The sequence below is a fragment of the Nocardiopsis rhodophaea genome (assembly GCF_039530945.1).
Taxonomy (GTDB): domain Bacteria; phylum Actinomycetota; class Actinomycetes; order Streptosporangiales; family Streptosporangiaceae; genus Nocardiopsis_C; species Nocardiopsis_C rhodophaea.
This window is the reverse complement of the sequence record NZ_BAAAPC010000017.1, coordinates 74706-95409: the sequence shown is the minus strand read 5'-3', so window position 1 is coordinate 95409 and position 20704 is coordinate 74706. Positions and strand designations below refer to the sequence as shown.

20 protein-coding genes are annotated in these 20704 nt (G+C 68.3%); 12 read left to right on the top strand and 8 right to left on the bottom strand.

Annotated elements, in window-relative coordinates; all coding sequences use genetic code 11:
* Window positions 1–16: 16 nt before the first annotated feature.
* From ABD259_RS18780 to ABD259_RS18755, 6 genes are all read right to left on the bottom strand, one after another.
* Window positions 17–586: a heavy metal-responsive transcriptional regulator gene (locus ABD259_RS18780; protein ID WP_344164241.1), complete on the bottom strand. Its 570-nt coding sequence runs from the start codon at window positions 584–586 to the stop codon at window positions 17–19.
* Window positions 573–1193, bottom strand: coding sequence for a DUF7482 domain-containing protein (locus ABD259_RS18775; protein ID WP_344105957.1), 621 nt, complete (start codon window positions 1191–1193; stop codon window positions 573–575). The genes ABD259_RS18780 and ABD259_RS18775 overlap by 14 nt, the downstream gene beginning before the upstream one ends.
* Window positions 1190–3523, bottom strand: a complete 2334-nt coding sequence (locus tag ABD259_RS18770) for a heavy metal translocating P-type ATPase (protein ID WP_344164238.1) — start codon at window positions 3521–3523, stop codon at window positions 1190–1192. The genes ABD259_RS18775 and ABD259_RS18770 overlap by 4 nt, the downstream gene beginning before the upstream one ends.
* Entirely contained in the window at window positions 3520–3741 is a 222-nt protein-coding gene (locus ABD259_RS18765; protein ID WP_344105962.1) for a heavy-metal-associated domain-containing protein, read from the bottom strand. Before ABD259_RS18765 ends, ABD259_RS18770 begins: the two co-directional genes overlap by 4 nt.
* 157 nt (window positions 3742–3898) lie before the next feature.
* Entirely contained in the window at window positions 3899–5152 is a 1254-nt protein-coding gene (locus tag ABD259_RS18760) for a cation:proton antiporter (protein WP_344164235.1), read from the bottom strand.
* Window positions 5153–5401: 249 nt separating this feature from the next.
* A complete protein-coding gene (locus ABD259_RS18755; RefSeq protein WP_344164232.1) occupies window positions 5402–6136 on the bottom strand; it encodes a flavodoxin family protein in 735 nt (244 codons plus the stop codon).
* Window positions 6137–6329: 193 nt separating this feature from the next.
* Here ABD259_RS18755 and ABD259_RS18750 point away from each other — a divergent pair, with 193 nt between their 5' ends.
* The 8 genes from ABD259_RS18750 (at window position 6330) to ABD259_RS18715 (ending at window position 13082) form a co-directional block, all read left to right on the top strand.
* Window positions 6330–7643, top strand: a complete 1314-nt coding sequence (locus ABD259_RS18750) for a bifunctional alpha/beta hydrolase/OsmC family protein (RefSeq protein ID WP_344164230.1) — start codon at window positions 6330–6332, stop codon at window positions 7641–7643.
* 185 nt (window positions 7644–7828) lie between these two features.
* Window positions 7829–8050, top strand: coding sequence for a hypothetical protein (locus ABD259_RS18745; RefSeq protein ID WP_344164227.1), 222 nt, complete (start codon window positions 7829–7831; stop codon window positions 8048–8050).
* Between the two features lie 335 nt (window positions 8051–8385).
* Window positions 8386–8610, top strand: coding sequence for a hypothetical protein (locus ABD259_RS18740; RefSeq protein ID WP_344164224.1), 225 nt, complete (start codon window positions 8386–8388; stop codon window positions 8608–8610).
* A gap of 339 nt (window positions 8611–8949) precedes the next feature.
* A complete protein-coding gene (locus ABD259_RS18735; RefSeq protein WP_344105986.1) occupies window positions 8950–9147 on the top strand; it encodes a hypothetical protein in 198 nt (65 codons plus the stop codon).
* 383 nt (window positions 9148–9530) lie between these two features.
* A complete protein-coding gene (locus tag ABD259_RS18730; RefSeq protein ID WP_344164221.1) occupies window positions 9531–9710 on the top strand; it encodes a hypothetical protein in 180 nt (59 codons plus the stop codon).
* A gap of 195 nt (window positions 9711–9905) precedes the next feature.
* Window positions 9906–10139, top strand: a complete 234-nt coding sequence (locus tag ABD259_RS18725) for a hypothetical protein (RefSeq protein ID WP_344105988.1) — start codon at window positions 9906–9908, stop codon at window positions 10137–10139.
* Window positions 10140–10831: 692 nt separating this feature from the next.
* Window positions 10832–12145 (top strand): dicarboxylate/amino acid:cation symporter, encoded by a 1314-nt coding sequence (locus ABD259_RS18720; protein ID WP_344164218.1) that lies wholly within the window; start codon window positions 10832–10834, stop codon window positions 12143–12145.
* A gap of 421 nt (window positions 12146–12566) precedes the next feature.
* On the top strand, window positions 12567–13082 hold the full coding sequence (locus ABD259_RS18715) for a hypothetical protein (protein WP_344105992.1): 516 nt from the start codon (window positions 12567–12569) through the stop codon (window positions 13080–13082).
* Window positions 13083–13250: 168 nt separating this feature from the next.
* On the opposite strand, the gene ABD259_RS18710 is transcribed toward ABD259_RS18715, so the two are convergent.
* Window positions 13251–15527: a terpene synthase family protein gene (locus ABD259_RS18710; protein ID WP_344164215.1), complete on the bottom strand. Its 2277-nt coding sequence runs from the start codon at window positions 15525–15527 to the stop codon at window positions 13251–13253.
* A 351-nt stretch (window positions 15528–15878) separates the two neighbouring features.
* Here ABD259_RS18710 and ABD259_RS18705 point away from each other — a divergent pair, with 351 nt between their 5' ends.
* From ABD259_RS18705 to ABD259_RS18690, 4 genes are all read left to right on the top strand, one after another.
* Window positions 15879–16397, top strand: coding sequence for a cysteine hydrolase family protein (locus ABD259_RS18705; RefSeq protein WP_344164301.1), 519 nt, complete (start codon window positions 15879–15881; stop codon window positions 16395–16397).
* 704 nt (window positions 16398–17101) lie between these two features.
* Window positions 17102–17254 (top strand): hypothetical protein, encoded by a 153-nt coding sequence (locus ABD259_RS18700; RefSeq protein ID WP_344164212.1) that lies wholly within the window; start codon window positions 17102–17104, stop codon window positions 17252–17254.
* Entirely contained in the window at window positions 17251–17973 is a 723-nt protein-coding gene (locus ABD259_RS18695; RefSeq protein ID WP_344105999.1) for a hypothetical protein, read from the top strand. The genes ABD259_RS18700 and ABD259_RS18695 overlap by 4 nt, the downstream gene beginning before the upstream one ends.
* Window positions 17974–18240: 267 nt before the next feature.
* Window positions 18241–18837, top strand: a complete 597-nt coding sequence (locus tag ABD259_RS18690) for a dihydrofolate reductase family protein (RefSeq protein ID WP_344106001.1) — start codon at window positions 18241–18243, stop codon at window positions 18835–18837.
* Window positions 18838–19171: 334 nt separating this feature from the next.
* Here ABD259_RS18690 and ABD259_RS18685 read toward each other — a convergent pair whose 3' ends face one another.
* The gene (locus ABD259_RS18685; protein WP_344106003.1) at window positions 19172–20614 is read right to left on the bottom strand and encodes an aminotransferase-like domain-containing protein; all 1443 of its coding nucleotides are present in this window, start codon (window positions 20612–20614) and stop codon (window positions 19172–19174) included.
* Between the last annotated feature and the right edge of the window lie 90 nt (window positions 20615–20704).

Genomic DNA, 20704 nt, shown 5'->3' with positions numbered 1-20704 from the left:
CTCTTTCGCTTCGTCGCTATCGCGGAACGGCACGGCCCCGGCGGGACCCTGCCTCGGCTGTCGCCGACTCCCCTGTCCTAACGACCCGTCCCTGCCGTATCGCGCCGAAAGTGTCAGCGAGGTGTCCCTCTTCCACATTGTGGCCACAGGCGTGCTCGATGAGTGGGCAGCCCGGGTCCTGGCCACTGGCTTCGGAACCGGCGCGCTCCTGCTCGGGCAGCTGGTCGGCCAGCGCGTCGAGGGCGACCAGGTCGTCGCGCAGCCGTTGGAGATCGGCGATGCGCTGGTCGATGTCGGCGACCTGGCGCCGCACGGTGGCGCGCACGTAGCCGCACGGGCGTTCGCCCCGGTCGCGGAAGGCGAGGATCTCGCGGATCTCATCCAGCCGCACGCCCAGCCGCTGGGCGGACTTGATGAACGCCACCCGCTCGGCGTCGGCCTCCGTGTACACGCGGTAGCCCGCGGCGGTGCGCTCGGCGGGCGGGAGGAGCCCGATACCTTCGTAGTAGCGGATGGTCTTCGGATTGACCCGCAGCTGGGCGGCGAGTTCTCCAATGCGCACACCGATCACCTCACCGCTGCCCATCGGGCCAGTCGACGACGGGCATGGTCACCACGATACCGGGCTCGGTGATGGCGACCTCGCCCGCGCGCTCGGCGGTGGTGACGTCGTCGGCCGAGGTCAGCGTGCGCGGCTCGACGCCGGGCCGCCACTCGACGAGGTGCACGGACCGCAGCGGGGTGTAGGCGTCGTCGCCGGGAACGGTGGCGAACACGTCGGGCTGGAAGCCGAACGGGCCGGCGGCTCCGTCGGGTTCGATGCCGTTGGTGAACACGTACACGGGTCCGTGCAGCGCGTCGGGGGTGTCGGCCAGCGCGGGTACGTGCACCACCGGGGAGTTCATCATGTCGGTGAGCAGGTCGGCGACGTCGGCATCCGAGGCCTCGGTGTGCAGGAACCGGATGGGTTCGTCCGCGTAGTAGCCGGTCACCGGCGGCGGCATGCCCGCGTGCATCGCGCCGTTCATGGACGCGGGCACGGCGCCCAGTCCGTAGACGGCGTAGGATCCGACGCCGATGACCAGTGCGGCCGCGGCCAGGGCGGTCAGCCAGGGTGTCCACCACGGCCACCGCGTGCGCTGCCGGTCGGCGGGCGGGGCGTCGTGCTCGGTGCCGGATGTCGGGGTGGTCATGCGGGGACCTCCTGCGGTGCGGTGGCCCGGTCGCCGTCGTGGGCGGCCGGCGGACGGGCGGGGTCGGCGAACCGCCGGTAGGTACGCGGGGAGAGCACGCGCAGGCCGAAGGAGTTGAGCAGCACTACGGTCACGCTGGCGGCCATGGCGGCCATCGCCCAGGCCGGGTGCACCAGGCCGGTGGACGCCAGCGGCACACCCACACCGTTGAAGGAGAAGGCGAGAGCGAGGTTCTGCTTGGTGCGCCGGTAGGAGGCGCGGCCCACGTCCCAGGCGTCCACCACGGCGTCGAGCCGGTCGGCGACGAGGATGACGTCGGAGCTCTCGATGGCGATGTCGGTTCCGGCGCCGATGGCGATACCGATGTCGGCCTGCATCAGCGCGGGTGCGTCGTTGATGCCGTCGCCGACCATGGCCACCCGGTGCCCCTCGGCCTGGAGTCGACGCACGTGGTCGGCCTTGGCGTCCGGTGGCGCCTGTGCGTAGACGTCGCCGATGCCGGTCTGCTCGGCGATGGCCGTCGCGGTGCGGGGGTTGTCGCCGGTGATCATCACCGGCTCGACGCCGCGGCGGCGCAGGCGCCGCACGACGTCGGCGGCCTCCGGCTTGATGGGGTCGGCGATCGCGACCGCCCCGCGCGCGGTGCCGTCGACGAGCACGACGACGACCGTGTGGGCGCGCGCCTGAAACTGCTCGATACATTCGGCGAGCTCCTCACCGATCGCCCCCGGCCCACCGATGCCGGTCTGTTCGGCCATGGCCGGGCTCCCCACGGCGACGTGGTGGCCTTCAACCCGCCCGTGGGCTCCGCGGCCGGTCAGCGACGCGAAGTCGGTGACGTCGGCGATCTCGATGCCCTCGTCCTGGGCCGCGGCGACGACGGCGCGGGCGAGAGGGTGTTCGGAGGGGTCCTCCACGGCGGCCGCCAGGCGGAGCAGCTCCCCACGGTCCTGGCCGGGAACGGTCTCGACAGCCACGACGCGGGGGCGACCGCGGGTGAGGGTGCCGGTCTTATCGAGGACGATGCGGTCAATCCGCCCGAATACGGCGAACGCCGTGGCTGAGCGCATGAGGATGCCGCGTTCGGCGGCCTGGCCCCCGCCCCGGATCATCGCGAGGGGTGTGGCCATGCCCAGCGCGCACGGGTATCCCATGACGCCGACCGCCAGGGCGGCGAACACGGCGCGGGAGTACATCGGTGTACCGGTGACCAGCCAGGCACCCAGGGTCCAGCCCAGCAGGGCGAGGGCGGCGATGGCCAGCACGGAGGGAACGTAGACGCGCAGGACGCGGTCGACCAGCGCGAGCAGCCCGGGTTTAAGGGCGCGAGCCTCCTCGACATAGCGGACGACGGTGGCGAGGAAGGAGTCCTCCCCGGCCCGGCTCACCCGCACCAGCAGGGTGCCGGTCTGGTTGACGCTGCCGCCGATCACCTCGGCACCGACGGTCTTCTCCTCGGGCACGGACTCGCCGGTGACCAGGGAGGCGTCCACACCGGAGGCGCCGTCGACCACGGTGCCGTCGACCGGGATGGCCTCCCCGGGCCGGACGCGCACCAGCTCACCGACGACGACCTGGTCAACGGGGACCTCCTCCTCGTCCCCGTCGCGGACGACGCGGGCCGTGGGCGGTTGCAAGGCCAGCAGGCGCCGCACCGCCGCCGAGGCGTGGGTGCGGACCTTGAGCGCCACGAACGCCGACAGCAGGTGGTAGGTGGTGATCAGGGTCGCGGCGGCGAAGAAGTCCGAGGCGGGGAAGCCGGGGTGGACCATCCCGACCAGTCCGCCGATCAGTCCGCCGAACGCGCCGAACTCCATGAGCACGTGCTGGTTGAGGATGCGCCGGCGTACCGAGGCCACGGCCATCCGCAGGATCGGCCACCCGGCGACGAAGACGACCTGCACCGTCAGCGCGAGCATGACCCAGGGCAGCAGCGCGAAGCCGCGTCCCGTCGCCATCAGCAGCATCAGCCACAGGGCGATCGCCGCGGCGACAGCGGCGGCGGCCAGCCGGAGGCGCGCCTCGGACAGCTCCGCCTCGGCCTCCTCGAACGCCCGGACGCGGCGGGGGTCGCGAATGGTGTAGCCGAGGTCGCGCAGCAGGTCGCGGATCTCGGTGGCCCGCACGCGCCGCGCATCGTGGACGACCAGAGCCTCCTCGTGCGCCAGCGACACGCTCACCTGCTCGACACCGTCGAGGCGCCCGACGGCGCGCTCGATGGTGTGGGCGCAGAACCCGCAGTGCAACCCGCCGATGTTGATCAGGAGGCGATCCGGGGCGGTTGGGCGCGGCGGTCGCTCCTCTGCTGCGGTAGGCGCGGCCGTGCTCACGACGCCTCGCTCGCGGACGGGGTGAACCCCAGCCGCTCCAGGTGCGCGGCGATGTCGTCGGCGCTCAGCCGCTGGTCGTCAAAGCGCACGTGGACGCGCCGCGTCGCGGCATCGGCGCTCACGTGCCGCACGGCATCGACACGGATCAGTCCCGCTTCGATGTTGGCCGCGCACGTGTCGCAGTGCATCCCGTCGATGGTGAATTCTTGTTCCGCCATGGGGGTGCTCCTCCCTGTCCCAGTCAACGCCAGGGTGCACCTTCCACCGGGCGGGAAGGTCAAGCCAGTCGAAGGGCCGCCACGACCCCGTGGAGGCGACGAAGCCTTGCCGGGCGAGCCGTGCGGCATCGGATGGGTAAGGCCAGGAAGACCGCTGTCAGCGCCGCCGCACGCGGTGCTCGGTCACCGGGAGGTTCTCCGGTGCCGAGGGGGCGAACGTTCCCGCGCGACGGGCGAAGCCGCGGGCCCAGGGGGCGGCGGTCAGGCCGTGGGCGTACACGCTCAGCAGCACCGTCACGCCGGTAACCAGCATGATCCGGTCAGCCGCCGCGATGCCGGACTCCTCGACCACCAGCAGCGCGAACAGGATCGATGCCAGTCCGCGCGGCCCGAACCAGCCCAAGAAGGCGACCGTCTCCCAGCGGGCCTTCGCCCCGATCATCGCCACCGCCACGGCGGCCACGCGCACGACCGCCAGGCTCAGCACGGCGTAGCCGAGGACCGGCCCCGTGATGTCGTCCAGGCGGGGGCCGATGATGATCGCACCGAACAGGGTGAACGTCGCCATTTCCAGCAGCTCGCCCTCCCGCTCGGCGAACTCGTGCACCGCGGGGCAGTGGGGACGGGCCACTCCTCCGAACGCCAGCCCGGCGACGAACGCGGAGACGAATCCGTTGCCCCCGACCACCTCGGCGCCTGCGTAGGCGACGACCGCCAGTGCCAGGACGAACAGGCGGCGGTAGGTCGTGCTCACCCACCCTGCGGCGTCCACCCGCACCAGGAGCCATCCCCCGACGGCGCCGACGACCGTCCCCATCAGCGCGCCGAACCCGATCTGCTGGGCGGCGAAGCCGAGCCAGGACGCGGGGGAGCCGATGTCGCCCTGCGTCGTAGCGGCGACCGCGACCAGCGCCATCACGATCGGCAGGGCGATGCCGTCGTTCAGCCCGCTCTCGACGTTCAGTGTCTGGCGGACGCGCACCGGGAGCCGCCGGTCGGTGACGACGGCCGCGCCCAGCGCCGCGTCGGTCGGGACCAGGACCGCCGCTAACAGCGCCGCCGCCCACATGCCCAGGCCGGGAAAGACCCCCCAGGCGAGGAGGGCGCCGAGGGCGATGCCCACCGGCATGCCGACGCCCAGCAGCCGCAGCGGGAACGCGTACTCGCGCCGCAGCACCGACAGCTCGATGCGGACGGCGTCGGTGAATAGCACCAGGGTCAGGGTCGCCTCGGCGAGGATGCGCACCATGGGCGCGGTGGCGGTGCCGCTGAGCGCGCCCACCCCGCCATCACCCAGGATCAACCCGGCGGCGACGAACACCATCGGCGCGGTCAGCGGTGTACCGCGAGTCCGCCCGGAAATCAGCGCGTAGCCGAGGACGGCCCCGGCCAGGAGCAGCAGATCGGTCACGCCGTGCCCTCCGCCATCTGCTTCTCCCCACGTGTGCGTGCCTCCGGCCTCGACTGGTCGGGCGGATCGCCCCCGCCCGCCGACGTGTGGTGCGCTGTATGCCCCGTCAACCCGTCGGTCAAAGGCCACGGGGCCGGACAGGTCCGGTCCGGACGTGGAGCTTTCGGGGATGCCCGGTCAACGCATTGTCAACCGCCAGCGGCGGGGGCCCCGGTCTGCTGGCTTCTCCCGCTGACAGGCGGGAGGGTGTCACCGGTAGTCGGGGTTGTCGAAGCCCGCATGGCACCCGGCGTCCCAGGCCGACCGCTGATTGCCGTAGGCCGGGACGCCGCCGGCGCGCCGCAGCATCGCGGCCAGATGCATCAGGTTGTAGGTCATGAACGTGGTGTTGCGGTTGGTGAAGTCGTTCTCCGGGCCGCCCGATCCCTCGTCCATGTAGGAGGGGCCGGGGCCGGCCTCTCCGATCCACGCGGCGTCGGCCTGCGGGGGGATCGTGTATCCCAGGTGCTGCAGGCTGTAGAGGACGTTCATCGCACAGTGCTTGGCCCCGTCCTCGTTACCGGTGATGAGGCATCCGCCGACCCGCCCGTAGTACGCGTACTGCCCGGCCTCGGTGAGCAGGTGAGAGCAGCCGTAGAGGCGCTCGATGACCCGCTTCATCACCGAGCTGTTGTCGCCGAGCCAGATCGGTCCGGCCAGCACCAGGATGTCGGCGGCCAGCACCCGCTCGTAGATGCGCGGCCACGCGTCGCTCGCCCACCCGTGCTCGGTCATGTCGGGGTAGACGCCGGTCGCGATGTCGTGGTCGACCGCGCGCAGCTGCTCCACCTCGACCCCGGCCCGGCGCATCAGGTCGGCGCTGCGGTCGATCAAACCCTGCGTGTGGCTCAGCGCCGGTCGGGGCTTGAGCGTGCAGTTGACGAACAGCGCACGCAGGCCGTCGAACCTCGGCGCCTGGCCGTCTTTCCCGACCTGTTCGTTCATGGTGTCCTCCCTTTTGCTCGGCGCCATCCTGTCAGCACCGGTCGAGGAATTCGATGATCCCGAGGTGCGGTGTCGGGGCCGGTGCAGAGGATTTTCGATCGGTCGGGATGTGGATCTGTCGGACCTGTCAGCGATCTGACGATTGCGTGTTGCGCGGACAGCTTCTGGAATACCGGAATGTCAGGATGTTCCCATGGCTGGTGAAGACAAGAAGAGCAACAGCAAACGATGGGACTTCCCCGGGGCACAGGGGGCACCGCTGGCGGCGCGGCTCGACCTCCCCGACACGGCCCCGCGCGCGTACGCGCTGTTCGCGCACTGCTTCACCTGTAGCAAGGACGTGTTCGCCGCGGCCCGGATCTCGCGGGCGCTGACCGGGTTCGGGTTCGCGGCGCTGCGGTTCGACTTCACCGGGCTGGGGCAGTCCGGCGGGGATTTCGGCAACACTGATTTCAGCTCGAACATCTCGGACCTGGTGCAGGCGGCCGATCATCTCCGAGCGGAATTCGCCGCACCCACGCTGCTCGTCGGGCATTCTTTGGGCGGGGCGGCGGTACTGGCCGCCGCGCACCGGATTCCGGAGGTGCGGGCCGTGGCCACGATCGGCGCTCCGGCCGACCCGGCGCACGTCACCCGCTTGCTGGCCGAGGACCGGGAGGAAATCGAGCGGCGTGGCGAGGCCGAGGTGCGCCTCGCCGGGCGAACCTTCCGCATCCGGCGGCAGTTCCTCGACGACATCGCCTCGCAGCCACAGGCCGAGCGCATCCGGCGGCTGGGGACCGCGCTCCTGGTCATGCACTCGCCGATCGATGAGTCGGTCGCGGTGGACAACGCCCGGCGGATCTTCGACACGGCCCGCCACCCCAAGTCCTTCATCGCGCTCGACGGCGCCGACCACCTGCTCACCGAGCGCGCCGATTCGGACTTCGCGGCCACGGTACTCGCGTCATGGGCGAGCCGCTACGCCCTCGGGCCGGGCACCGGCCGCAAGGCGGCGGATCAGGAGGAGGAACGGGCCGCGGAGGGCTTCGTGACGGTGGCCGAGAGCGGCACCGGTGCGCTCGGGCAGCACGTCACGGCCGGCCGCCACGTCTTCAGCGCCGACGAGCCCAAGCCGGTCGGAGCCGATACCGGCCCATCGCCCTACGACTTGCTGCTCTCGGGTCTAGGTGCGTGCACATCGATGACGGTGCGCATGTACGCGCAGCGCAAGGAGTGGCCGTTGGAAAAGGTGACGGTGGCGCTCCGGCACTCCCAAATTCACGCCAAGGACTGCGCGGACTGCGAGACGCGCGGTGGGAAGGTCGACCGGATCGAACGGCTCGTCCGCTTCGACGGCGACCTGGACGAGGAGCAGCGCCAGCGGCTGCTGGAGATCGCCAACAAGTGTCCGGTGCACCAGACACTGACCACGGAGACTGTCATCGATACCACGCCGGACGCGGCCGCCGATGCGGACAAGGGAGGAGAGGGCGGAACCACGCAGACGTCCTCTTCCGCTGGCTGATTCGGCCCGGGGCGCGCGGGCGGCATCGAGGGGCGGCGCCTGCCTGGGCTCAGCGAAGAAGGTCACCAAACTTACATTTTCCTTATCTTCCCTGGCAGATCCGCTGATTCTGGGCATGTCGGCACGTCAGCCACATACATCACGTAGCCGACATCTATAGGCCAATGAAGTCATGGGGGGGCACCATGAAGGGCACGGTTGGCAAGATCGCGGCGACCCTCGCGGCAACGGCCATGCTGAGCGGCGTGATGGCACTGGGCGCGGCCCCGGCCTCGGCCTCGGCCTCGACGTCCAGCGAGTCAGCAGGTTGCTGCTACTACTACGGGCACTACGGACACCACGGATACGGGCACCACTACGGGCACCACGGGTTCGGCCTCGGCGGATTCTCTGTGAGCATCGGCTAGCGACATGACGCATACCACGAAGTGGTGCGTCGGGTCCGATCAGATCCGGCGCACCTTCTCTCGTGCCCGACCTGGCGGCAACGGGACGGTCGGCGCCTGGGCGGCGCTCTATCGCCCTCTAGGACCGCTCGCATGCCCTCTCCTCGAATCGGTCGATGATCTCCACACGAAAACACAACAAAGAGTATCCATTAAATTACACAGAGTGACAATACCTGCTTTTTATCTATCCCCCAGGCAGAGTCGCGATTCTCGAAATGTCGGCGCATCACGTCGATAAATCATGACACGGATGTGGCGGACACCTCGATCCACTGGAGTATTCGGAAGGGGACATGAAACGCACGCGAATCGCAGCGACTCTCGCATCCACGGCCGCGATGAGCGGCGCGATGACGCTGGGAGCAGCGCCAGCATCGGCGTCGACGCCAGCGCCCGCGTCGAGCGGTTCGGCAGGCTGCCCCTGCGGCGGCAGCAGCCGCTCCTACTCCCACGGCCACCACTCCGGCCACCATGGGTACTTCGACATCGGCGGGATCTCCGCGAGCACCGGCAGCTGAGGTGATCCGAGCGCGCAGCGGCGCGTCGTGGGTACCCGGATCCGACGCACTTGTATACATGTCCCAGCGGAAAATATGTGGAAAGAATGCGGTTGGCGCATCGATTCCCCCCTGCTATCGCCGCCCTCACGGACCTCCCCCATTTCGCGTCAATAGATGATCTCCGGTACGGACGCAACCACCCACGCCGGGCTGACCCCAAAAAGGGGGTCATCTTACTTCCTTTTTCTTTATCCCACCTGGAGGGTGCGCGATTCTGGAGATGTCTGCATCTCTGCTGTCTATCTCGCACTGCGGACCCTGCGGACAGATCCATCGATAACGCATTCGGGAGGGGACATGAATAGCAAGCTTGCCAAGACGACAACGGCCGTCGCCGCTAGCACCGTACTGACTGGAGCGATGCTGATGGGGGCGACTCCGGCCACGGCTGCGACGTCAGCGGCGGCACCGGCGCCCCACGGTTCGACGAAGTTCTGTCCGTACGTGTACTGGTACTACGGCTTCTGTAGCCCGATCCATTACCACCACCGCTAGCGGGATTGTGATGGCACCGGGACACGAAGATGCGTCGGGTCGACTCAGGCCCGACGCATCCTCCATGCCCGATCTGGCGAACAGGGCACGGTTGACGCCTCGACGGCCCGCGTGCGCACCGCGCCGCCGCCAAGCACCCCACCCAGTGCCAGCGGACAACGCCCGGACAGAGACGCAGCGGGGATCCTTTCTGCAAAAGTAAACACTCTTACACTTAAATTTCTTTGCTCGCTATGCCGGGGTTTTGGACATTACAGAATTCCCATCACATGCGCCGCAAAGCGGACGGATCGACCGCACTGGGGAGATCGGCGACAACGCGGTTGTGCTCGCGGCACGGGGATGTGACCGTCACGCCGGTGCGCACCCCGATGCCGTCACCGATGAGCACCTACGTCAAGGGCGACAACGACCTCCGGTTTCTCCATCGGGGGATGAGCTTCGTGGCTACCGCGATGGTGACCACCGCGCCGAGTGCCACGCCCGAGCACCACACCGCGACCACGTTCATCCTCATTTTGCCGCCGATCACGCATCACCCCGGGCGAAATTGCCTCGTATAGCGTCGGCCGCCCCCGTCTGAAGCGGTCGGGAGGGCCCGTAGGCATTTCCCGATCGAACACCGTCGCCATACCCCCTTTTTCTTCATAATCCCCACCAAGAGCGCGACGGTGGACATACAGGCACGTTCACCAGGAACACCACATAGGTGATCTAGTGGACATCTCGATATCACCGCAACATTCGGGGGGAAAGCCATGAGGCGCAACCTTGGTAAGACCGCAGCGGCCCTCACAGCGACGGCCGCCCTGACCGGCGCGATGACGCTGGGCGCGGCTCCGGCCTCGGCCTCGTCATCGGCCTCGGTGCCCAGCGCATCCGGGCCCTGCCACTACAAGTCCTGCCACTACGGGTACGGCCACCACGGGTACGGCCACCACGGACACAGCGGGGTTTCCATCTGTCTCCTGCTGTGTATCAGCAGCCGCTAACGCGGCACAGCAAACGTGCGTCGGGCCCGAGCAGGCCCGACGCACTTGAATTGCCCGACCCAGCAAAAGGGAGGCTGGTCGGGGCGTGCCTATGGGTCGTCCTCCGGGGGCGCGCCTACGTGCCACGAGGACACGACCCACCGACGAGGGCTGGATGACCTAGCGGCTGGGCGTGCAACCACCCCTCTCGCGCCCGCGGGTGAGGCATTTCCCCGCACGCCGGTACCCGCCGGACTCGGATAGGGAGAGATGACGCTCCCGTCCCTCCGCCCCAACGCAGACACCGCCCTGACTCCACCATCAAGACACCCCAGCCGTGCCCAGGTCACATCATCACCAAGCTCGTGGCCCCCTTGACGCCGTCATTGTGGAGTGTCGAGGAACGGTCGCCACACCCGCCTTGTCACGGCCACATATCCCCTACCGAGGCGCGGTCGGGCGCGTTGACGTGCGATTGCACGAAGTTCGCGCACGGGCGCCTGCGCGTGTGTCGACCGCCACCGCCCGACGGGACTCCCCCACCGGGATGACGTACCGCCACGTCGTCCGGGGCGATTTCGCGCAGAGCGCGATTCGGGACCGGTGAAGCGGGCGCGACCTGGGACGCTACAGCAACCGACGTGTGGTGGCGGTTCGGGCAGTGTCCCCCGTCCTGTCCAATAGTGCACGGGTTAACACCGCAAAGGAGGACAATGTCCACACAGACGTCGAGCAGGTCGCTCTGGCGGCGCTATCTTGATTTTCCCCTGATCTGGAAGCTGGCGATCGGTTTGGTCGCCGGTGCCGCGGCAGGTCTGGCCATCGGCGAGCCCATCACCGTCATCGCTCCATTGGGCGACCTCTTCTTACGTCTGCTGAAGATGTTGGTGATGCCCCTGATCATCGTCACCCTCATCGCGGGCGTCTCGTCGGTCACCCCCGCCGCCCTCGGGCGCATCGGGTTCAAAGCGTTCCTCTTCTACCTGGTCACGTCGGCCTTCGCCATCACCATCGGGCTCGCGCTCGCATTGGCGGTCGCACCCGGCACCGGGCTCACGATGCCGGGCGAGACCATGGAGGGAAGCGATCCCCCTCCGGTGTCGGAGACCCTGCTCAACATCGTTCCGGAGAACCCGTTCAAGGCCCTGGTCGACGGAAACGTCCTCGCGGTCATGTTCGCGGCGGTCGTGGCCGGTCTGGCGCTGACCTACATGCGCGGCAGCGACGACGACCGGGTCCGCGAGCTCGGCGACTTCCTTCGGCGCGGCGTCGACGGCGCCGTGGAACTGGTCTTCCTGGTGATCAAGGGTGTGCTGCAGTACGCGCCGATCGGCGTCTTCGCCCTGATCGCGGTGGTCATGGGCGAAACGGGTGTGGAGTCGATCGTCCCGTTGGCCAAGCTCACCGGTGTGGTCTACGGCGGCATCGCCCTGCAGATCGCCGTCTACACCGGCATCATGCTGCTCTTCCGTGTCGGCATCCGCCGCTTTTTCGCCGCGGCCAAGGACCCCATGCTGACCGGATTCGTCACCCGCTCCAGCAGCGGGACGCTCCCGGTCTCCTCCCGGGCCGCCGAAAAGCTCGGGGTACAGGAAAGCGTCTACAGCTTCACCCTCCCCCTGGGAGCGACCGTCAACATGGACGGCACCGCGATCTACGTCGGCGCCGCCACCGTCTTCGTCGCCAACATCTCCGGGGTGGACCTCACCGTCTCCCAGCTGCTGACGGTGGTCCTGGTCGGGGTATTGGCATCCATCGGTACGGCAGGCGTCCCGGGTGCCGGGCTGATCATGCTCACCATGACGGTCTCCCAGACCGGTCTGTCGATGGCCCCAGTCGCCCTGGTCGCCGGCATCGACGCCATCCTGGACATGGCCCGCACCTCCTGCAACGTCACCGGTGACCTGGTCGGTACGCGCATCATCGCGCAAACTGAACGCGGCATGCTGCGCTCCCCCGCCGCCGACGCAACAGCTTCTCCGGACCGCCCCGGCACCGACGCGGGCACCGACCCCACGGACACCTAGCGTCTGACCAGTGCCATGTCTACGGGGTGGGCCTGCGAACTTAAGGCCCCGGTCATGGTCCACTGCGGCAGCAACGGCATGCTCCCGCTGGACGATCGAGGGCGCGGCCGCCCCGTAAAACCGCTCGTTGTTTCAATTTCATCGAAAATGACGTTGCGATTTCACAATGTCCGGATCCGGCCACACAAAGGGGATCGAAAGGCTGACAATATTCGTATATCTTCACCGATTAGAACGTCGATCTGCGGGGACTGTGCGAATATCACTGAATCACCACCGTCCACTGCAAACCTGCACCGTTGATCGAATATAGGCAGATTCGCTGCCTCCAGGTGCGGCGTGCCCGGGATCGCGGTGCCGCATTCATCCTCTCCCAGGAGACTGGACAAGGTTCCAAGGCTGACGAAGGGAGAACACGGAAATGCAATACACACTGCTCCGCCGCAGCGCCGTCGTGGCCAGCGGGCTCGGTCTGGCGGCCGGATTGATGGGCGCCCCCACTGCCGCGGCCGACGGACGACCGCTCTCGGCGCAGGCGGCCGCCGACGTGACCGTGCAGTCGGCTCCCCCGACCTCCGAGGCCGTCCCCGAAGCAAAATGCCGGACCGCCCGGAGTAAGATCTCTGGCGCCCGCATCAAGGGAAAGATCTGCTGGTCCAACCGCAGCGGCGGCGGATGGAAGAAGGCGAGCGTTCAGGGCTGGGTCAAGGACACCAAGGGAGACGGAAACTACGCCCAGTTCCGTATCCACTACCGGACGAAAGTCTGGCACGGTTGGCAGACGAAAACGAAGATCATTAAGTCGACCAAGGGCCGCAACGCACCGGTGACGAAAAGCGTCCACTGGTACTACAACGGCAAGGGTGTCAAGGACGTGTGGATTCAGGTCTGCAAGAAGGGTCGCGGCGGGCGCATCTGCGACAACAGATGGCGTTAGGCCGCTGTCCGGCCTCGCATGGCCTGCCTTCTCACCGCCCTTCTGATGTGGTGTCCGGCTCCACGGAATTCGGAACGGAGCCGGACACACGTTCAGCACCGGCGGCAGGGTCCTGACATGAATCCGAGCTGAGCGCGGTCGGCGCCAGGCGCGCATCGGTCTTCGCATCTAGCTGACCAGGCGGGCGCCGACGGCCTGCGCGAGGCGGGCCGCCGACGTTCCCAGGCCGTTCGGGCCATGCGGCACCATCCCGACCCCCGCGTTCGAGTTCACCCCTCCTTCACGACCTTCCTGCTGTCGTCGAAGGTAGTCCTCCTTGTACCGGTCGACCTCGTGATGCCACTCCAAGATTCCCGCCATGTACTCGGTGAGGTGGCGGGCGTGCCAGTCGAGCGCTTTACGGGCAGCGGCGTCGAGTTCCAACTCCTCGTACAGCCGGGGCAGATCGTTGTCGACGATGTGCTGGAACTGATCGACCCGCGAGCCCATCAGGTCGATCACGATGTCGCGCGCGGTGAAGCGGTCCACGTCGAGGAAGTTCTGAACCACCAGGACCAGGTTGTGCACCTCCCCCTCGTACTGGATCTCCTTCTGGTAGGAGTACAAGTCGTTGGTCATCGTCGCGATGTCTTGCGTAGCGGTCTCCAGCTCGTGGATGACCCGGGTCTGGTAGACAGCGGCATCGACCGCATCCTCGTGGGCGAACCGGGCCAGGGCCATAGTCATGTCCCCGCCGAAGGTGCGACGGCGCATCTCCAGGAAATCCACCGGATCGGGGATCCGGTTCGCGACCTGGTTCTCCACCTCCCACTCCCACGCGGTGAGCATGCTCAGCACCGCGGCCCGCAGCCGTTCCCTCTGGGGGAGCTTCATTGGCGTGGCGGTCCGCTCCCAGAGATCGGTCAGCCCCCGTTCCAACTGCGTGGACGGCACCACCGCCGGCACCATGTCCAGTGGCATGCACTGGGCCAGGCGCCGGGTGCACGCCTTGGCGGCCCGCACATCGCGCGCCGCACCGAACACCCGCGGGTAGACGTCATCACCGTAGGTACCCCAGCCCAGCCAATCGGTCGACAGATCGAGCTGGTCGGGCTCGGCGTCGGCGTGGATCCTCGCCGCGCAGTGGGCGAAGTCGGCCGCGTCGTAGATCTCCTCATCCCACACCGCGCCCACATCCGCACCGGGGACGGACTCGAAGAAGCCCATCCGCCGCGCCCACTCCTTGCCGTGGCGGCGCGCTGCCGGAAGGTGCGCGCTGACTCGGGCCGGAAAGGGAACCGGCAGCTGGGGCAACGGCAGGTGGCCGACCGCCTCGTAGAGCGGTTGGGTGTGCTGCTGTGTACGGCGCGCGAGGCCGGGACCGACCGCCAGCATCGGGAGCCGGGCCGTCTCGGTGCCGAGCCCGACCGGGACGAGAGGGATGGCGGGTTGCCGGACCGCGTCCCCGTTCATGTACCGGCTGGACCGGGCGTGCCATTCGTGCCCGCCCGACTGCCAGTCCTGCAGGCCTTTCACATAGGCGGTCACCCGCGCCGCGTCGTCAGGGGACGCGGCACTTTCGGCCAGGAGCGGGGGCACCTCGCTTAGCGCGGTGTCCTCGAACTGGACCAGGCGGGAGGTCAGCAGGTCGTTGACCTTGTCGGCGGCCTGCTGGGTGGTGCAGTCGAAGAAGTGCTCGAACACCAGCACGGCGTTGGAGTTCTCCCCCTCCTCCCGTACCTCGCGCTGGTAGGAGAAGAGGTCGTTGCGCAGGTGCACGGCGTCGGCGAACGTGTCGGTGAGGACGCGCAGCGGCCGGGAACCCACCAGGTAGTCGGGCAGCTCGGCCCCGGCGGCGACCTCCACCAGGTTCGCCGACCAGGGCGCGCCGCCCACCTTCCGGCGCATCTGGATGTACTCGACAGGGTTGGCGATCCGCCCTCGGTCGATGTTGTCCAGCTCCCACATCGACTCGATCATCAGGTTGTAGGTGCTGCGCTTGAACCGATGGCGCCAGTCGCCCGACATCATCGGAACCGTCCGCCGCCAGAGGTCGTCCAGGGCGGCCTCGGCAGCGTTCTCCGGTTCGGGCGCCTGGTCCTCGGCGCCCTCGTCGGTCATGAACATCTCCAGTCGGGCCAGGTACGCCCGGGCGCCCTCCATGTCGCGCGAGTACTTGAAGCGCGCGAGGAAGTCGTCGTCGAAGAAGAACACCCATACATACCAGTCGGTGATCAGGTCCAGCATGGGGCCGTCACAGTCGGGGTGGGTGTAGGCGCACATAAGCGCGTAGTCCATCGCGGCCAGCGTCTCCTCGTCCCAGACCGTCCCGCCCTGGGGCGACGGGGCGTCGAGGATGCCGATATCGCGAGCCCATCGCATGGTGTGCGCGCGGGAGCGTTCCACATGCGGGTTCAGACGCGCCGGGTAGGGGAGGTAGAAGTCGGGCAGTACGAAGGCGTCCATATACACCTGTTCTCTCGTCAGCTGACCAGAACTGCTGGCGCGCCTAGAAGGGTAGGTGTGACTTTAGGATTATGGGCTCTCTCGTCGCGGATCTCCCCGAAATCCCTCCGTTTCATGGACATCGTCCCGGTTTCTCGCGCCGTTTCGGGCAGCCCCAGCCCGCACCGATAAGCCGTCCGATACCGGATCGGCTGTGCTCCACCGTCGCTCACCTCCCCGCCCTCCAGCCGGAAAGGTTGATAGCGATTTGTCAGATCACTGCCCTCATTGGCCGATTCTCCCCTCTTGGACCGCCGCGTCGCATGGGGCGGTGCCGCCCTCAGTCAACCGGCGGCCGCGCGTCGCGCCGCGATGCGCGGGTGGCACACGAAAAGGCCCCCGCCCCCGTCGGCTCACATCGTTCCCGAGGTCGTCGGGCTCGTCCGCGGCTGGGCGGCAGCCGGAGGCGCGGTGCTGTTCACCCGATACCTCAACTACCCGGGCAGCCCCTACACCCGCATCCTCGACTGGCACAAGTTTCAGGCCTCTCCCGAAGTCGACATCATCGCCGAGCTCACCCCCTACACCGAGTCCAGCGTGGCCCTGGACAAGACCGTCTACTCCCTCTTCACCGAGGAAGGCTCCGTCCTGGTCAAGGAGCACGGCTGGGAGAACCTCTATTTATGCGGCGTCGACACCGAAAGTTGCGTCACCCAGAGTGCCATCGGCGCCTTCGAGCGCGGTCTGACCCCCTATGTCACCACCGACGCATGCGCCTCCCACCACCGCTCCGAGCTCCACCGCGCCGGACTCACGCTCCTCCGTAAGAACATCGGTCCGCGGCAGCTGTTGCCCCGGGCGGACCTCGCCCTCCAGCGTGCGGAGGCCTAGCGCGCGGCTTCGATACCCACATGACGGACGGTCGACGCCCTACACGAGCGCCAGTACTCACGTTGAGAGCCCCCGGCCCCGCGCGACCGGCCGGGGGCGCAACGGGTATGGGGTTCGGCCGCATCGCGCCGGTTGGGGTCGCCTCGTCCCGACCGGCATGGCGAGATCCAGGCCTATCGACGCCACCGAGGTCGCCGACGCCTGCGCACCGGCTCACGACATGCGCCTTACCCGCTATTCGCCCACCCGGAAATAATCCGTCATTCATTCCGAATTTTCCACGACCCTACTTTCCCTGATCAAACCACCAAAAACACCCTGAACACCCGAAAAACAAAGAAAGACGCCGCGGAACGCTACCGAACGTTCCTGAACACCTCTAAATAGAAATGACAAATGCTTGGGCACAGAAGCATCCATGTACACGAAAAACCTCATGTGACACATGGGCGGATCTGACCGACAATCGAGGCCAAAAGGGTCTCGACGGCCGGGCGGCTTGCTGTAAATTCGCCTCACGGCCAACCGCCCGCGCTCGTGGCGCGCCGTCTCCTCCTGTCGTCACTGGCGTGCCGCATTGTTTCGTCGTATCCCCGAGCGCTGTCGGTTCGCTCCAGGCCGGTCCAGTGCCCCGAGAAGTGAAGGACGTTTCAACAATGCTTCTGAGAATCAGCGGCAGCCGTCCCCGCGCCCACTGTCTCCTGATGCTGTCCGCCGTCGTGTCGATGGCCTTCGTGCTGTCCATCGGCGGAGACAGCATCGCCACCGCCCTGCTGATCAGCCTCGGCACGCTCGCGATCGCCGCCGGCCGCGGCGCACGCCTGACGCCACGGTTGGCAGCGGAGGGGATCGGATGAGCTTCCGCGACCTACTGGAGCCAACCGGTCCCCAACGGCTTCAGCGCCCCCAACGCCCCTCCACCGTTTACCAGGTCGCCCCCGATGCCTCTCCGCGCCGTATTCACCGCACCGCCGATGGGACGCTGATGGGTGAGGTCCCGGTCGTGCCTGTCGCCCCCGATAACCGCGATCCTCACCGCGATCACCGGGAAGAACGCGACCAGCGAACCCGGCGGCAGCGTCGCACCCCGCCCCCCGTCGCCGGAAACGGGAGACGCGACGACCGGCCCGAGCCGTCCGCGCGGAGGCAGCGCGCCATCGCCGTGCGCGACGTGGAGGGCTTCGACCTGCGTCCCGACCCCCTGCAGGCGAACACGCCATCGGAGTTCGTCGAGGCGATGCGGCGCTACCGCCGCTGGGCGGGCAACCCGTCCTATCGGACCATGGCGACGAACTGCGGCTACACGTGCTCGGCCGCGGCCTTCCATACCGCCCTGAAAAGCGACGAGCTGCCGAAGTTCACCCAGCTCAATGCATTCGTCATCGCCTGCGGCGGTGACGAATCCGAATTCCAGCGATGGGCGACGGCCTGGCGCAAGCTCGACCAAGACCGCCAGGAAGCCACCCGAGCCCCCATCGTTGTGCTCTCCCAGCGCGCCGCCGCCCCCGGCAGCGGCAGCACCGACGGCGGCGCCGCTGGCGGCTCCTGCGATAAAAACGCAGCGGACGGCGAGTAGCCGCAGCCGCCCGTGCCCGGCGCGGTCGGTGAAAGCCTCCCGGCTGTGTGGTCCCGCGAGTTTCAGGCCCGGGGCCACACAGCCGACGTTGTCGTTGTCGCTGTGCTCGACGCCCTACTGCCGTTCTGTCAGCTCCACATGCCATGCTGAGCCCTACCTCACGAAAGAGGGACGGGGGGACGGCTGGGGCGCGATGATTTCCGAGCGCCGCACCTGTCTCCGCTGCCTTCTCCCCCAACACGAGGAACAGGAAGAGGAGCGTCTCCCATGCGCATCACAGCAACGGAGTTCATGAGCCTGGACGGCGTTGTGCAGGCTCCCGGCGGGGCCAAGGAAGACACCGAGGGTGGTTTCGCCCATGGCGGCTGGACGCAGTCGTTCTTCGACCCGGAGGTCGTTGGCGGTGCCTTCAGCGACGCGGTGAACAAGGCCGAGGCGCTGCTGTTCGGACGGCGCACGTGGCAGACGATGGCTGCGGCGTGGCCCGAGAGGGGTGGCGACCCGTTCGCCGACCGGATGAACGCCATCAAGAAGTACGTCGTGACGACGACCTTGGATGACGATGAGCTGACGTGGAACAACACCACGCGCATCCCCGGCGGCGCGGCCCTCGCCCGCATCCGGGAGCTTCGGCAGGCCGCCGGCGGCGACCTGTTGGTCATGGGGAGTTCCGCACTCGTGCGCACCCTCCTGCAGGAGAGACTGCTCGATGAAGTCCAGCTCATCGTCATGCCCGTGCTTCTCGGCGGCGGAAAGACGATCTTCCCCGACGACGGTGTGATGCGCACGATGGAGCTGGTCGCCAGTGTCACCAGTGGCACAGGCGTGCACGTGTGCACCTACCGGCCGGTGGTCGAGGAGTGACAGGAGTGAGGCGTGGCGAGGCCCCTCCCGCAGTGCCCACCGGCACCTGAGGCCGCGCTCTCCACGGTCCGGCGTTCTTAAGGCGCAAATGCGCGATCTCGTAGCGCAGCCGGAGCCGGGTGTCGTCGTGCGGTTCCGCTGACAGCAGGTGACCGGGCTCGTCGTCGGCCTTCACCGCGAGTCGCGTTGTGCCGGTCACCGCCTACCGGCTCACCGCCGTGCGCCTCGCCGCCACTGTCGTCGTTGGCGTCGCTGCGGGGCGATATCGAGATCGGCGAGAGCCCCCGCCGCCGAGCGGTGGGGCGGGGCAGGCGTGGTCGCTCCTGACCACCCGCTACACCGCCATGGACGGCAGTGGGGTGGCGGGTGGCTCCGAGGGCGCGAACCCGCGCCAGGCGACCGCCAGGCGCCGCACGGCCTCGCTCAGTTCCTTCGGGGATGCGATGAAATGGAGGCGCAGGTAGTCGCGGCTGCTGTCGGCAGCGTCGAGGCCGCTGCCCGGCAGCACGGCAACACGGTGCCGCAGCGCCGCCTGAGCGAAAGCGCCACCGTCGCCGCGGGGCAGGCGCACCCACAGTGTCTGCCCGCCCCGCGCGGGTGGGGCATCCCAGTCGGGAAGGTGCCGCCCCAGCTCCGCGCGCAAGTGGTCGTGGCATGCCTTCCGCTCGGTGGCCCGGCGGCACCGCAGCGGTTCGAGGCGCGGCAGCAGGTCGGCGGCGGCCAGCTGCGCGAGGGTGTTACCGCCCAGGTCGTGCACGGCGCGCAACCGCGCAAGCCGGGTGATGAGCGGGACAGGGGCGCGCACCCAGCCGACGCGCAGACCGCCCCAGACGATCTTGCTCAGCGAGCCGACCGAGATCACGGCGTCGCTATAGGCCGCGATTGGCGGCGGATGCTCTTCTTCCGGGAATCCCAGGTCGGTCAGCGCCTCGTCGTCGATCAGGGGAACGTCGGCGGCGCCCGCCACCTTGGCCAGTCGGCGTCGGGCCAGCGCCGGCAGTACCGCTCCGGTCGGGTTGTGGAACGTCGAGACCACGTACGCCAGTGCTGGTCGGTGTTCGCCCACCGTCGCCTCGAAGCCCTCCAGCCCGACGGGCAGCGCGCGCAGGACGGCACCTTCCTCGCGGAACGCTTCCAGGGCACCGGGGTAAGTGGGGGCTTCTACCAGCGCTTGGCCGCCCGGGCGGAGAAGGGCGCGGGCGAGCAGGGACAGTGCCTGTTGGGCGCCGGTGGTGACCAGGATCTGTTCCGATCGTGTGGGAGCGCCGCGTCGCTCGTAGTGCTCGGCGATCGCGCGTCGCAGCCCAAGGTGGCCTTGCGGGTGATATCCGATGTCGTTGGTGGTCGCGGCGAGCTCAGGCAGAACCCGGGCGTAGGCCTCGGTCAGCTCGGGAGGCACGGCGTCCGGCGCGGCGCAGCCCAGCGGTATCACGTCGTCGCGCGGCTCCAGGAGATGCAGGAAGACGGGCGCGTCGGTCGTGTCGTCCGGCAGCTCGGCCGCGGACATCGCACGTGACGGCTCACCGGCGACGCGGGTGCCGCTCCCTTGCCGCCGCACGATCCGGCCCTCGGTACGCAGGAGGTCGTAGGTGGCGACGACGGTGGAGCGCCCGAGCGCCAGCGCCGAGGCAAGTGCGCGGTCCGGGGGCAAGAGCGTCCCCGGCGGAAGATCGCCGTTATCAATCAGCTGGCGCAGCCGCCCCGCGAGCAGCAGATACAGCGGCCCGTGCCCCGACGACCAGCGGCCGAGGCGTTCGGTCAGGTCGATTGGTTTCATGGCCAGACCAATTATGCCCGGATTGGCTCTGGGCACGGCTCTCGCCCCGATCCACGATGGTCGTCGTCGGTGTGACGATCACCGTCGACG

What these genes read in the sequence shown, in the direction of transcription:
- ABD259_RS18780 (WP_344164241.1), bottom strand. Translation starts at nt 586, where the DNA reads ATGGGCAGCGGTGAGGTGATCGGTGTGCGCATTGGAGAACTCGCCGCC.
- ABD259_RS18775 (WP_344105957.1), bottom strand. Translation starts at nt 1,193, where the DNA reads ATGACCACCCCGACATCCGGCACCGAGCACGACGCCCCGCCCGCCGAC.
- ABD259_RS18765 (WP_344105962.1), bottom strand. Translation starts at nt 3,741, where the DNA reads ATGGCGGAACAAGAATTCACCATCGACGGGATGCACTGCGACACGTGC.
- ABD259_RS18755 (WP_344164232.1), bottom strand. Translation starts at nt 6,136, where the DNA reads ATGAACGAACAGGTCGGGAAAGACGGCCAGGCGCCGAGGTTCGACGGC.
- ABD259_RS18750 (WP_344164230.1), top strand. Translation starts at nt 6,330, where the DNA reads ATGGCTGGTGAAGACAAGAAGAGCAACAGCAAACGATGGGACTTCCCC.
- ABD259_RS18745 (WP_344164227.1), top strand. Translation starts at nt 7,829, where the DNA reads ATGAAGGGCACGGTTGGCAAGATCGCGGCGACCCTCGCGGCAACGGCC.
- ABD259_RS18740 (WP_344164224.1), top strand. Translation starts at nt 8,386, where the DNA reads ATGAAACGCACGCGAATCGCAGCGACTCTCGCATCCACGGCCGCGATG.
- ABD259_RS18735 (WP_344105986.1), top strand. Translation starts at nt 8,950, where the DNA reads ATGAATAGCAAGCTTGCCAAGACGACAACGGCCGTCGCCGCTAGCACC.
- ABD259_RS18730 (WP_344164221.1), top strand. Translation starts at nt 9,531, where the DNA reads ATGAGCACCTACGTCAAGGGCGACAACGACCTCCGGTTTCTCCATCGG.
- ABD259_RS18725 (WP_344105988.1), top strand. Translation starts at nt 9,906, where the DNA reads ATGAGGCGCAACCTTGGTAAGACCGCAGCGGCCCTCACAGCGACGGCC.
- ABD259_RS18720 (WP_344164218.1), top strand. Translation starts at nt 10,832, where the DNA reads ATGTCCACACAGACGTCGAGCAGGTCGCTCTGGCGGCGCTATCTTGAT.
- ABD259_RS18715 (WP_344105992.1), top strand. Translation starts at nt 12,567, where the DNA reads ATGCAATACACACTGCTCCGCCGCAGCGCCGTCGTGGCCAGCGGGCTC.
- ABD259_RS18710 (WP_344164215.1), bottom strand. Translation starts at nt 15,527, where the DNA reads ATGGACGCCTTCGTACTGCCCGACTTCTACCTCCCCTACCCGGCGCGT.
- ABD259_RS18705 (WP_344164301.1), top strand. Translation starts at nt 15,879, where the DNA reads ATGCGCGGGTGGCACACGAAAAGGCCCCCGCCCCCGTCGGCTCACATC.
- ABD259_RS18700 (WP_344164212.1), top strand. Translation starts at nt 17,102, where the DNA reads ATGCTGTCCGCCGTCGTGTCGATGGCCTTCGTGCTGTCCATCGGCGGA.
- ABD259_RS18695 (WP_344105999.1), top strand. Translation starts at nt 17,251, where the DNA reads ATGAGCTTCCGCGACCTACTGGAGCCAACCGGTCCCCAACGGCTTCAG.
- ABD259_RS18690 (WP_344106001.1), top strand. Translation starts at nt 18,241, where the DNA reads ATGCGCATCACAGCAACGGAGTTCATGAGCCTGGACGGCGTTGTGCAG.
- ABD259_RS18685 (WP_344106003.1), bottom strand. Translation starts at nt 20,614, where the DNA reads ATGAAACCAATCGACCTGACCGAACGCCTCGGCCGCTGGTCGTCGGGG.